Origin of the sequence: Burkholderia sp. JPY481, from assembly GCF_038900515.1 — a bacterium.
Classification (GTDB): domain Bacteria; phylum Pseudomonadota; class Gammaproteobacteria; order Burkholderiales; family Burkholderiaceae; genus Paraburkholderia; species Paraburkholderia youngii.
Map to the genome: position 1 here is coordinate 16907 of NZ_JAYMRT010000039.1, position 12674 is coordinate 29580.

Sequence of the window (12674 nt, forward strand, 5' to 3'; positions counted from 1 at the left end):
CGCTCGCTCGGCGTGCTGAACCGAAGGTCCGGAATCCGTGCGCGCCGCAGATCCGGAACTCGCCGTTCCGAGATCGGTCGGAAAAAGTGGAAGCCAACGTTTCGTCATACCGAGAAGCAGGGGCGGGGGCATGACTGTATTTGCCGGCCTGAAGGAACTGTACAGTGGTGAAATTGTCGGCTAGGCGGTAAGGGAACGGATGACGACAAATTTGGTCATGTCGGCGCTGTTTCGCGCTGTCGTGACCCGCCGGCCTGGTTCACCATAGCGATCGAGGATGGCACTAGCGCCCGCTCGCCTATCAAACACTCATCGGCCACCTTGACATACACGCGTTGCTGAGCCGCCGTGGCAACCGCTACAACAACGCCCCGATCGAATCCGTCGGGGCAACGCCGAAGAATGAACTGGTCTAGCATTAATGTTTTGCCACGTGCGAGCAGGCACGTTTGGCGATCACCGAATACATCGAAATCCTCTACAACCGGCAACGCCCGCAGGCGCTGCTGACTACCAATCGCCTGTCGCGTTCACACGACGCTTTTATCTGAATCAAATCACTGCTTAACCTGTTGGCCTTCGCCAATTCCGTCCGATCCAGTATCGCACGCATCGCGAAGCCATGGCCGACTTGTTCAAATACCTTGACATGTTCTATAACCGCCAGTCGTCGTCATTCATGGCGTGGCTTGTCACCAACTCAGTTCATGCAGGACTGGCCTGCGCGGCTAACGGACTAACTCGGGGCCTCTGGAAGGCGAAAAACCGGGCGCATGAAATGGGTCAGCCGCTCCCTAATTTCGATAGAAGCACTTCACAACTGCGGCGGGCGTGCGGAACACTTCCGCCGCGGGTTCCTTGCCCGCAATCAGTGATCTGGCCAAGACAAACAGCGGAATGGAAGCCAGTTCCACCAGTGCACCTTCCCCTCGGACATCGGCCAATGCTACGTTTGATACTACGCCGCTGATGATTGCGCGAGTTCCTTTTGTCATCGCCTAGGTTCTCGGCCGACATTGTGCCAAGCCCAAAGACCGGCCACATTACTCCGTCGCCTGACTCCCCGGACCATCTATCGGGCCGGTCCCACAGTAGTAGGGATAACTCTCGGTAGGGTCTTTCTGGTTTGTGTATATGCATATATCGCTCGCCGCGACCGCATAGGCCTGCGCCGCCACACCCATTAGAACCGCGGACAGAAGGCCACCAAAAAGCACACTCTTCATCTTTTCCATATACATTCCTTTGTCAACATGCCGTAAATTATGTGACTCGTCCACTGGGCGCCGCAATCGCGTACCTTACTAAATTGTCTGATCAACTGCCAGAAGAAAAGCATCAAGTATATTGATACCAACGCACGATCGTCGGTGGGGACCGTGTTGCTAGGTCGAGAGGTGGTCTCGGGCACGACGCGGGCAAAGAGCCCACGACTTTCCGGTTACTTTTTGATGCCATTTTCATTTCTTCGCATTCCTGCCAACAGACTGTTGCCGCTCACCGACGGGCAAGTGCCGCGTGCCAGCACGGTCCTGGTTCATGCACCTGTCGCGATCCCGCCGCCCTGGTAAGTGTTCATACTGTCCGCAGACTATTGCGGGTGGCCTGTTTCGCGCTGAATGCCATTGAGTGTGCGTCGGATCATCTTCGTCATTTCCTCGTGTCCGCTGAATGCGTTATCGCCGCCCTCCTTGTTGCTACGGGAAACATGGGCTCGACATACTATCAACGATATTTTATTAGGCATAAGTTACTTTTACTTTTCATCATCCGCGTCATTAATATATAAGTATGATTTTGGTTTCTATGGTCATTGTGGACTATAGGTCATCAAAGGGCGAAATTGGCTGCCACCTATAGTTTGCATAATAGAATGTGTTGAGTGCTCAGCCAGACGATCAGATGCTTGAACTCACCGTTTTGCAAAGTGGAGAAACGAAACCGATGATGAAAAGTTTACTTGTTGTTGCCCTTGCGCTCGGCGCATCGTATTGCGCTGCTGCTGAAACGTACGAAAGCTGCCCGATGCCTGCCAACATCAAGATTGCGCGGGGTGTGTACACGGCAACAACCAACGATAACGAGGGTGAATGGATTGGTACTTCGAGAGGGCCGGGCGACGGTAATATCAAGGAATTTACTTCTGCCATGTTTTTTCCGCCGCAACTTGATAATGACGGTTCTGTGCGATCGCCGTTAGTCCGGTGCTCCTACGAACTTGCCCAAGGCGGCCATTTGGATCTACGGTTCGACCCCAGGCCGCCGCTACCTGGTCTAAGGGTCGATGTAGGTTTATGGCGCCGGAAATCGGGACCTTACGATCTCGACTACTATGAATGCACTGAGCGGGCCGCTTGGCGTTGTAGGTTCGAGGTCGCTCGGCGGCCCTGACCTGAGCAATCGTAAGCGTACGATTTCTCTCGCCTCGCTTTTGCGTTCAGCAAGATCCGCGATTTCGTCCGCAACACCGACTTGCGGGCGCAATGAGGCCCGGTCGAAAAGAATGTGAGCCAACGTTTCGTAATACCGAGAAGCGGAGGTATGGATGAATCGAATTTCAAAAGCGGTCTATACGAAGGAGCTCCGCGACAAGCGGTCAAGCTGACCTTGATTGAACGGGTTGGGATATCGGAAGATTTCTGACGATTGTCGGCTCCAATGAAAACGGAGGCAAACTGGGGGCGCTCGGCGAAGCATGTAAGCTCAAGGACGTCGGACGACAAACTCCCGGAGCTTGCCGGCTTAAGTTCGAGAATGGGGGGCGCGGAATCTGAGGTTTTGCTTGCTGGTCATGTTGACAACTGTCTGGACCGTGAGAGTTTTGATGATTACGTTAAATTCTCCGGCGCTCTGGAAAATGGAAAATTCTTGTTGAGTGGGCGTCGAAAATTAGCGTTGACCAATGTCTTGGCTCAGACCATGTCCTAACTATCCGGATTTGAGGTCCAATGTAGTGCGAACTGCAGAGCGACTGTAGCGATGGACGTCGTATCGGAGCGCTTCGCCGCAGGCGAGAATGAACCAATAGGGAGTCGTAGTTTTGAAACTGAAGAAGAACATGAGGTGTGTTTGCACTCGGAATGCCGTGACACTCGCACTAGCCGTATGGCTCGTGACAGGCTGCTCTGCCGGGGCACAGCAGGATGCGTTCGTGCCGCTCGTGCGCAGCATGGCAGATCGCCTCAACACCGCGGACCAGGTCGCCCTGAACAAGTGGGACACGGGCCAACCCGTCTATGACCCTCAGCGAGAAGCGCAAGTCATCGCAAATGCGGTGGCGATGGCGTCTGAGTACGGACTAACCACGGAGGATGTGACAAACATTTTCTCGGACCAAATTGAAGCTAACAAAGAAATTCAGTACGAGCTGCTCAGCAACTGGATGCGTCAGGGCAATGCTCCCGCAACGCCTCGCCAGAGCTTGCCGGGCGTTATTCGACCCATTCTGGATAAGCTGCAGGCCAATATCATGCTGAATTTGAAGGGCGTGGCGCCTCTTCGCAGCAATACAGACTGCCAGACACAGGTTGCAACAGCAGTGGGACGCGTCGCCCAACAAACGTCGCTTGATGCCCTACATCTCGCGGCCCTCGACCGTGCGGTCGCGCGGATATGTGTCAAGTTTTGACTTTCCGGGGGGCTAAAGACATGCAAGGAAGCTTCCTGAAGGCGGACATATCGGAACTCGGTTGCGCAAATGGCGGCGTTGCGCATTTGAGATGGAGAGGATCCCCTGCGCTGGGGCACCAGCATTGTTTCAATGTCGAAGCGTGCCCTGACGACGTGCGCAACGTTCTTTGGGGACTATCCGTGAGTAGAGTGGCGACGAAACCATTGCCGACGCGATGCTTTACGGTCTCATGTGGCGTCATCACTGGATCACGCACAGGTGGACCACTTAGAAAACATCCCCAAAACCCCAACGTCCTGGAGCCGAACTCGATCTCAACTGCGGAAAAACCTACAATCGACATCGCGCAATGCCAGACCCGCCGAGTCGGTCACGATTCCAAATCGGCGATCAAGTTCGCTGAAGTACGCATCATCCTTTAATACGCCGTGTTCGGCTCATCAACCTTCTACGCTGAGATAGGAAGCATGGACGACCAAACAGCGCGAAATGTACTCAGACAGGCTGATGGCTGGATCGACTGGAATGACGTCCGGAACGCGCCGGACTGGCGGCAAGGAAAGATTGTGCTGGACGGTAGATTTAGTGCAGACGAGCTTCGTGCGATCATCGAGCTTCGGCGAAACACTCGCTAGCAATAGTCGAGATCCCTGACCTCGCGCTTCTATCCCGGCCGTGATCCCCGTTACTATCTTCCCACCTCGATATTTGTGGCTTTGGCCTGCTAGGCCCCGCATGATTCGTCCCCCAGTGACCTGCTCCCAACGAGTAGAGCTAACCGGAACCTAGTAAAGTTCGTTTCGGAGAAGAAGACGAACATGAAGAAGCGCTTTACGGAAGGACAACTCATCGGTTTTCTGAAGGAAGCCGATGCCGGTGTGCCAGTCAAAGAGCTAAGCGAGAAGCAGGGGTTCAGTCATGCATCGTTCTACACTTGGCGTGCGAGAGGAGAGGAGCTCATTTGGTGAAGGATCAGTTGCCCTTGACGAGTTCGAGTGAATCGGGAAGGGTGCGCTTCGGTTCCGTGGCCCCCTCCCTCCTCTTCTAGATCCATCTATTTCTGACGAACGGCAGAAACGACCGAAAGGAAGAGGTGCACCATACGAGGGTCGAACTGCGAGCCTGCACCATCAACAATCGCCCGTATCGCCTGACTTCTGGGGATAGCGCGCTTGTAGACTCGCGCATACCGGATGGCGTCGTAGGCATCAGCGACTGAGACGAGACGCGCTGCCATCGGAATCGATTCGCCCCGAAGGCCGCTAGGATAGCCAGTTCCGTCCCATTTTTCGTGATGACACAGGGCTACCTCCCTGAGGAGACCAGCCAAATCGGATTGCGGAAAGCCGGAAGCTACCTGGTCAATCAGCTTCGCACCGAGTGCCGCGTGAGCCTTCGCCGCTGAGTATTCCGCTTTGTCAAGCGCACTCGGTTTGCCAAGGATTCGCGCCGATACAGCGGCTTTGCCTATGTCGTGAAAAAGCGCAGCAACTGACAGGCGCTTCGCCCAAATTTCGCAGGCGGTGTCCGTGTTCCAGCCCATCCCGCTCATCTTGCTCGTCATCCTACCCGCGAGTGCCGCGACGCGCTTGCTGTGATTGACTGTCTGCCGGATGACCATAGAATTGAGTTTGTAATCTAGGGACCCGTTAACTTCGATAAAGCGCTGCAACGCGGCCACGCGCAACCGCCGGGTAAGAGACGATCCGGGTTCCATCGGTCCATCTCGCTTAAGCGGTCGATGCTCAAACGTATTCGCGGGGCATCTTGGTCGCCCCCATTCGTCATTGGTTAGCTCATGAAAATGCATTCAAATCTCCAAACGGTTTGATCGAACCATTAGACTTACGACGATCGTTTCGTGCGCGATATGTTCCTTTCCCCAATACATGCAACTGCCCTCCAATTCGACAAACCGCTCCCTTTCAGAGGAGCCCTTGAGAACTCGTCGCCAACTTGTTGCCAGTTCCATCGCGAGCTGAGGCCATGAACTGATTCGACACGGCGGATGATAAAGGTAAGTCCCGCAAACACAAATCGACAAGAGGGCAAAGTGTGCGATGCGTCAAGGTGTTCTTGCATTGACAATGGCGAGGCTTTTTCGATTTCCGGAGATTACGTCTCACAAGACACCTCTTGAGGGCCGAATCTCAGGGATTCCGATGCTGCACCGGAGATGACCATCTTGTTGCACTTATGACGGTCGCATGTCCGGAACGCGACAAAGTGATGGGGCCCAGTCGGTCGGAACCTGCACTGACCGTCTCTTTCTTGTGGCCCACAAATTGCTGGGAATGGCTGCACACCTCACAAGGAGTCTTCCATGCTCAGGAAAAGGATCGATCCGCAAACGCTTGAGGCCATGCTTGTCGAAGCGACGGAAAATGCATTATCTGACTATGACTCATCGCTCGCGTTGGATGACGATTTAGAGGCAATCGTCCAGTTCGGCGACGCTTTCGCTGCCCTTCGTGCACATGGTGCGGACACCGAATCGGATACGTAACCTGTGGAGGATGCTGAGGCTGACGGCGATATTCACAGCTGGCGTGATGACGTTTTTTTCGCGACTCAGGGATTCGACGCTGCGCGATTGGGTCGCTCGCAGTGCGTACCTAAGCGAGCGGCTCGAATCCATCTCAGTAGCCGAAAAGCCGTGGGGACAATCAAGCCGCCGCATTCGCTTGCTGGCAGCGATTGTGAGCAAATGAGCACCAGACGTTGGAATAAGGTTCAGCAAAAGGTGGATTGGCGGCGGTCCAAGGTGGTCGACTCCGAAAGACGTCAAAGTGACCGTCCACATGCGCGGGAACTGTTGGTGAAGCGGCTTCCCATGACGTAGATGCTCATGCTGGGAAGCTGGACACGACCTATCATCGAATCCGCCCTTATCGTCAAGTCGGTTCCTTTTCGTGGTTTCACGCGGGGCGACTATGATGCATAGACCGCATCCTGACGAAGCAAGCCGCCTTGGCGTCGGACAAGCGCAATCGGCATTGGTCTGAACGGTATCACGCTGCCACGAAAGACGCCAAAGATTCTCGACAACACCGATCCGAAGGTTCTGCGGTCCAGCATTGACTATCTCAATGTACAGGTCTACGTATTGGTGCGAAACCATCGCACCGGGCTTCAAGTCCTTGGCATAGACAATGCACATGAGTTCGTCCAAGCCGTGAGCCGTCGTCTGCGAAACGTTCAAGGATGCGGCCACGATCGTAGACAAGCGGGTCCATCACATTTCGATGATAACGGATGTGTTCCTTGTTGGCGAACACACAGATCGGGATGGGATGCTGCAGCTCGATGTTGCTCTGACCACGAGTCCCTCCGATGCGTGGACGTGGGACTTAATCGTCGACAAATCGCCGTAACTTGTCGGCGCGATTTGGCTGCATCAGTTTTCGCATCGCCTTGCTTTCGATGTACCGGATTCGTTCGCGCGTCAGGTCGAATTGTTTGCCAAGTTCCTGGAGCGTGTAGCCGCACGCTACATCAATCCCGAACCGCATTCGCAGTACTTTCGCTTCACGCGGCGACAATGAATCCAGCGCTTCGTCGATTGCGGCTCGCAGATTCGAGCGCGCGGCCGCATCCGCCGGGGATCCAGCCATTGGATCTTCGATCATATCGCCAAGCGTGGCGTCGGCATCTTCGCCCACTGGCGTCTCGAGCGATAAGGGTTGCCTCATGACCTTCAGTATGTCACGAATCTTGTCTTCTGATAATTCCATGCGCTGAGCCAACGCAGCAGGATTAGCCTTTTGCCCAGTCTCCTGCAAAATCTCCCGCGAAATCCGGTTTAGCTTGTTGATTGACTCGATCATATGCGAGGGGACTCGGATTGTGCGCGCCTGATCCGCAAGACAACGCGTGACTGACTGCCTGACCCACCATGTTGCGTAAGTTGAAAACTTCCAGCCGCGTCGATATTGAAATTTGTCGACGGCTTTCATCAGGCCGATGTTACCTTCCTGGATCAGATCCAGAAGGGGCACGCCTCGGTTCGCGTACTTTCTCGCGATAGAGACCACGAGACGCAGATTCGCCTCGATCATCTCGCGCTTCGCCTGCCGCATCTTCGACTCGGCTGCCACCATCTGCCTGTTGATCTTCTTCAAGTGTTGCAAGGGCAGGCCGGCCTTAGCCTCAATATCGATAAGCTTCTGCTGTTCAGTCTGGATCTCCGGTAGACTGCGTGAAAGTGCCGCACCGTACTCGCGGGACGTGGCCGAGTTTTCAGTCCACGCGAGATCAGTTTCGTATCCCAAAAACGACTCGACGAAACGCGCGCGCGGCATGCCGCACCGGTCAACGGCAATCTGCAGAATACGTCGCTCGACCGCACGTACCTGTGCGACTTGCTGCTGCACATCAGCGCATAGCGCATCGATAGTCCGTGCCGTGAAGCGAACAGCCGCAAGCTCCCGCTGGATCGCTTCAAAAAGGCGCTCGCGGGCGACCTGCCCGTTTTCTTGCGCGGCGTCGGCTTCTGAAATCTGTTCGTACAGGTCACGAACTCGCGCAAAGATAGCGAGGCCGTCTCTCGTGAGCTGTTTCATTCGCGGTTCGCTCCCCTTCACCATGTCCCGGTCTTCGACGACGCTGCCCTCACCGCCGTCGCCCTTAGCGCTGTCGTGTTCAATGTCCGGGGTTTTAGCCAGCTCTGGCAACGACCGAAGGACCGCTTCGGAGTCTTCATTTAGGCCGTCGACCAGTTCATCGATGCGCAGTTCACCAGATTGAATCTGCTTTACCATTCGAAGGATCGTGAAGACAGTCGGCGGGCAGCGTGCGATCGCCAAGCCCATTTCGTGGAGTCCCTCTTCGATGCGTTTCGCAATCTCAGTCTCGCCCGCGCGAGTCAATAATTCGGTCGCACCCATTTCACGCATATACATCCGAACGGGATCCGTTGTGCACCCGAATTCAGGATCGACGGTTGAAAGCGCGCCTTCGGCCTCCAGATCTGCCTTGTCGTCCGACGTGGCTGCCGGCGCCGCGTCGTCCAAGAACGGCTTCTCCGTGTCTGGCGCCTGCTCGTAGACTGCAATGCCGATGTCGTTGAAAGTGCTGGCAATGATTTCAATGGCCGCGGTATGCACAAAATTGTCGGGGAGATGATCGTTGATTTCCGCATGAGTCAGGTAGCCGCGCTGGTTGCCGAGTCGGATGAGAGTGCGCATCCAGCGCTCCTGTTGCTCTTCGTCCTGCGATATCCCGTCGATCGACTGCAGGGGTGTTACGGGATCGACCTTCGACGCGCGCGGGACCGACGCGTTCAGAGCGGACGAAACTGTGCCTGGACGTGAATAGGGCCAATCGACCTTTGACATAGATTCTCCTGGACGTGATTGCCCGGCAATCGCGACCAGCGACTGTCCACACTCGGCCGACGAGCCGCGCACGTTTCGCTGTTACAGACGGACACAGGCTGTGGAATCGCAACGGGCAGTGAATGCGTAGCCCCTAGATACGGGCGGACGCGCGGGAACCGCAAGACTTGGCGAAAAGCATCAATGCGTTAGCAACGTAACACAAACTACCGCATTTCACCAGTTGGCGAATCTGGACCGTCCGCAACGTTAACGTGCTACGCCGCGGGCCACACTAAGAATTCGACATCTGGATGGATAGAATATGACGAAGCTTATCGAGATCTTTGCGTGGAACTGGAGCATCTATGAATACGGCGCGGAGTCGGAAGCGCATCAGGGCCGTTCCGGCCAAACGTCGTTGGGTTCGGTCGAGCTCCGACTTGGAGACGTGCCTCTTTCCGTCGTTCAGTCGTCGGTTCTACGCCGAAAATGGCGGTTCATTGGCGAGTAGGCCTCTCATCGAGGTCCGTACGAGAACATCTCGGCTGGACCGCTAGCTTTTGCTGTTTGACGGATATCACGTCTACGGCGTGCAACTGCCCTAGCGTGTCGGCCGCCTTCAGTACCTTCTCCCGCGTGGGCTCTGGATTGACCCTCATTAGCAAAGCCGATATTCTCGCTCTTTTTGACAGAAATCCGGCATCCACCGGGTTTCGGTGAATGGCTGGGCGTTATGGCGCCTTGGGCGCGCGCATCGGCGCATTGGCGCAATCTCGAACGCTCCTGTGGGCATGGATTTCACATCCGCCCGCGGGCGGCGGTCCTACCGGGCGCGGCACGAACTAGCAGCCACGCCACAAGATGCACATTGGCGCCGGCGTATTCCAAAGCTGAATGAGAGAAGCTGACAGTGCGGAAGCACCTTCGTGCCGAAATCGCCTATGCCGGCTCTTGACAATGTGCGGGCCTGAAAGGAGGAAATGAAATGAAGCCGCAGCTGATCCTGACAATATTGATCGCATATCTGCTGTGCGCTTGTGTTGGGGGGCACGGGTCGTCTTCTGCGCCAGCCCGCTCAGCAGAGACAGGCTTGCGGTCCAATTTCAATCGGACCGCAATTACCGCGCGTCTGCCCACGGACACCGGCGGTTTCGCAACGGCGACCGGATCAGACGATCCAGCCGTCACGGTCGACAGCCTCGCTGATCTGCTGGCTGCGTTCAGCGCGCGACAGCACCACATCCTAGTCAAGGGCGAAATCTACGGCGGACCGCGACTGACGACCATCACCTTCGCCAGCACGGACTGGAACAACACCACGATCGAAGGCGCCAGCGGTGGCAATGCGGTGCTGAAAAACGTCCAGCTTAAATTCGACGGCGAAATGCTGCCGGCAGACCAGAACATCCAGAATGTCGTGATCAGAAACATCACTTTTCATGGCGTCATCGGAGATCTACAGGCCCTACCCGCCCAAGTCTACGGCACATCCAACAACGCCGGCATCAACTATGAAGGCGTGTCGCTGCGACGGGTCACCAATGCATGGGTCGATCATTGTTCCTTCTACGATACGAGCGACAATCTGATGAGTGTGACGCTGTCATCGGATAATGTGACGGTCTCGTATAGCCGGTTTTATTTCACCAATGAATGGCTGGCGATGCGCCCCGATCCCCTGTGGGACTGGACGGGCAAGAACCAAGATCTGGCCAATGAACGCCTGGCGATGGTAGTGGGCGCATCTCGGCAGGATTCGTATGCATATGGTGGGCACAGGCTGCATGTCACCTTGCACCATAACCAGTTCGGCCCCAACCTAAAGGGGCGTCCGCTGCTGCGGGGCTGGGTCCACGCCTACGACAATTATTTCGATAACGACGCCACACCGACTGGCCTCACGGCCGTCGGGTCAGACGAGACCCAGTACAACGCCCTGCAGATCGGAAGCGGCAGCGTCGTTTATGTTGAAAGCAACTATTTTCTTAGAACTAACCAGAGCATTCAGGTCGGTCTGGATTTGCCGGACGATGTCTACTCTTTTCATGAAAACGCAAACCGGTACGTTCAGTCCACCGGCAGATCGGCAAAGGGCGAGGCTTTTTCAATCGCGCCCGTCGGTTACGCCTATCGAGTTGGGACGGCCTCGTCCGTTCTCAACGCCGCGTCGGCCTACGGTCCTCGCTAGTGCCAGCGATCAATCAGGACGACTTCCCGCTGGCTGTTGGGGTCGTCTCGCTGGCATTGACGTCAGTGCCCAGGGGCGGCCCTTTCACGATCCAACGACGCATCGCAGGCACTGCAATACCACAGATCGGGAATCGCCCGCCGCGCAGCACGTATCGGTGATTGCATTAGTATGTGCTACCGGGAGCGAGTTTCACATGCTGCGCGACGGCGCCTTCTATCAAGCGAAATCCGCCCCTCACACCGAAACGCCAGTTATCGCTTTTCTGCGTCTGACGCATCTCGGGATCGCGCGTTCCGGAGCTGTTTTTCGTCGAACTGGGCGCCGGAATCAACGTGGCAACGACCACCGTGCCGGTCTTGAGCATCATGCCTTTCTTCACCAGGATTTCATTGACCAGCGCGAGCATCTGCGCAGCCAGTCCATGGCGCTTTGAGAAGGTGACGAAACCGCAGAATCGTGCTCTCGTCCGGCAAACGCATCGTGCCGCCGTCAGATCCTGCGAAGTCACGATACAGCGGCACGTCATATAACGCTTCTTCGATCGCTGGATCGGACAGACCAAACCACTGTTGCATCAAATGAATGTGCAGCATCGTCGCGATCGGGAACGGCGGCCGTCCAGTCTTACCAGTCGGATAGTACGGTTCGAGCAGCGCAATGAGCTTCAACCAAGGCACACCGCGCCGTCCTCATCGAGAAATTCGCGCTTACGCGTGCGCTTCGTTGTCAAATCCAGGTCAAGTCCAAGTTGCGTCATCTGGGCTCTCCTTAACTCACTCCCTTCATCCCAGGATAGTTCACCGGAATCCCAATGCCAGGACTTTTGCCGACCTTCCTTAACCTTGGCCACCTGAACAACTGGAACCAAGGATGGGCGCGCCGATTGTTGATGACGAACTTTGGACGCTGATCGAGCCATTGCTGCCGTCGCCCAAACCCCGGCGCAAGAAGAATCGAGGCCGGTTGCCAGCCGAGCTGCACTGAACTGAATCCTGTTCGTGCTCAAGACCGGTATCCGCTGGCCCGACCTGTCGACGAAATAGGGATTTTGGATCGGATTCAACCTGCTGACGACGGTTGCGCGACTGACAGAAGGCCGGCGTCGGGAAACGACTGCAGGAGCTACTGCTGCCGAAGTTACGCGAGGCAGGCGAACTCGATTTCAGCCGAGCAGCCGTCGACTCTTTGGCTGTGCGAGCCGTTGGGGCGGGCGAAAAGCTGGTCCGAGCCCCACGGATCGCGCCCAGGCTCCAAGCACCACGTCCTCGTAGACGCCAATGGCGTCTTTGTCGGCGCGATCCTCACTGGGGCGAATCGCAACGACGTCACCCAGTTGCTGCCGCTGCCTGACGCCATTCCACCGATTGGCGGCCTACGTGGCCGGCTGAATTTGCCCCTGCACCTCCGGACACCGCCTCACACTTGAGTTGATGAATCGGTTGTGCGCCTGAACTCGCGTGGCGAGCGGTACTTCAGCGCGCTATGAGGGTGCTGCTCGTTGTAATGCTCGAACGCGACGGCGAGATTGCGCGCT

The 12674-nt window shown here is 56.1% G+C and carries 9 protein-coding genes and 5 pseudogenes; 9 read left to right on the top strand and 5 right to left on the bottom strand.

Annotation, left to right across the window (positions count from 1 at the left end):
* Nucleotides 1-127: 127 nt before the first annotated feature.
* Both VSR82_RS37570 and VSR82_RS37575 read left to right on the top strand, forming a co-directional pair.
* Nucleotides 128-568: pseudogene (locus VSR82_RS37570) on the top strand (DDE-type integrase/transposase/recombinase); the annotation flags it as partial.
* A gap of 30 nt (nt 569-598) precedes the next feature.
* Nucleotides 599-740: pseudogene (locus tag VSR82_RS37575) on the top strand (IS3 family transposase); the annotation flags it as partial.
* Between the two features lie 54 nt (nt 741-794).
* Here VSR82_RS37575 and VSR82_RS37580 read toward each other — a convergent pair.
* Nucleotides 795-995, bottom strand: a complete 201-nt coding sequence (locus VSR82_RS37580; protein WP_429463758.1) for a hypothetical protein — start codon at nt 993-995, stop codon at nt 795-797.
* Between the two features lie 907 nt (nt 996-1902).
* Between VSR82_RS37580 and VSR82_RS37585 the strand changes: the two genes are divergently transcribed.
* The 3 genes and pseudogenes from VSR82_RS37585 to VSR82_RS37595 all read left to right on the top strand — a co-directional run.
* Nucleotides 1903-2391, top strand: coding sequence for a DUF3757 domain-containing protein (locus VSR82_RS37585; protein WP_498858685.1), 489 nt, complete (start codon nt 1903-1905; stop codon nt 2389-2391).
* 667 nt (nt 2392-3058) lie between these two features.
* On the top strand, nt 3059-3628 hold the full coding sequence (locus tag VSR82_RS37590) for a chorismate mutase (RefSeq protein ID WP_410850919.1): 570 nt from the start codon (nt 3059-3061) through the stop codon (nt 3626-3628).
* An 821-nt stretch (nt 3629-4449) separates the two neighbouring features.
* A pseudogene (locus tag VSR82_RS37595) lies at nt 4450-4578 on the top strand (transposase); the annotation flags it as partial.
* Between the two features lie 107 nt (nt 4579-4685).
* Here the strand turns inward: VSR82_RS37595 and VSR82_RS37600 are convergent.
* Nucleotides 4686-5348 (bottom strand): HD-GYP domain-containing protein, encoded by a 663-nt coding sequence (locus VSR82_RS37600; RefSeq protein WP_410850865.1) that lies wholly within the window; start codon nt 5346-5348, stop codon nt 4686-4688.
* 606 nt (nt 5349-5954) lie between these two features.
* Between VSR82_RS37600 and VSR82_RS37605 the strand changes: the two genes are divergently transcribed.
* Nucleotides 5955-6137, top strand: a complete 183-nt coding sequence (locus VSR82_RS37605; protein ID WP_410850866.1) for a hypothetical protein — start codon at nt 5955-5957, stop codon at nt 6135-6137.
* Between the two features lie 844 nt (nt 6138-6981).
* On the opposite strand, the gene rpoD is transcribed toward VSR82_RS37605, so the two are convergent.
* A complete protein-coding gene (rpoD, locus tag VSR82_RS37610) occupies nt 6982-8967 on the bottom strand; it encodes an RNA polymerase sigma factor RpoD (RefSeq protein ID WP_498858686.1) in 1986 nt (661 codons plus the stop codon).
* 304 nt (nt 8968-9271) lie between these two features.
* On the opposite strand from rpoD, the gene VSR82_RS37615 reads away from it, so the two are divergent.
* Together VSR82_RS37615 and VSR82_RS37620 are read left to right on the top strand one after the other, a co-directional pair.
* Nucleotides 9272-9460 (top strand): hypothetical protein, encoded by a 189-nt coding sequence (locus VSR82_RS37615; RefSeq protein ID WP_429463751.1) that lies wholly within the window; start codon nt 9272-9274, stop codon nt 9458-9460.
* 474 nt (nt 9461-9934) lie between these two features.
* The gene (locus tag VSR82_RS37620) at nt 9935-11137 is read left to right on the top strand and encodes a pectate lyase family protein (RefSeq protein ID WP_410852458.1); all 1203 of its coding nucleotides are present in this window, start codon (nt 9935-9937) and stop codon (nt 11135-11137) included.
* 235 nt (nt 11138-11372) lie between these two features.
* Here VSR82_RS37620 and VSR82_RS37625 read toward each other — a convergent pair.
* A pseudogene (locus tag VSR82_RS37625) lies at nt 11373-11897 on the bottom strand (IS5 family transposase); the annotation flags it as partial.
* A 113-nt stretch (nt 11898-12010) separates the two neighbouring features.
* Between VSR82_RS37625 and VSR82_RS37630 the strand changes: the two are divergent.
* Nucleotides 12011-12521: pseudogene (locus VSR82_RS37630) on the top strand (IS5 family transposase); the annotation flags it as partial.
* A 35-nt stretch (nt 12522-12556) separates the two neighbouring features.
* Here the strand turns inward: VSR82_RS37630 and VSR82_RS37635 are convergent.
* Nucleotides 12557-12674, bottom strand: a 118-nt coding sequence (locus tag VSR82_RS37635) for an integrase core domain-containing protein (protein ID WP_410853374.1), incomplete at its 5' end; no start/stop codon positions are given.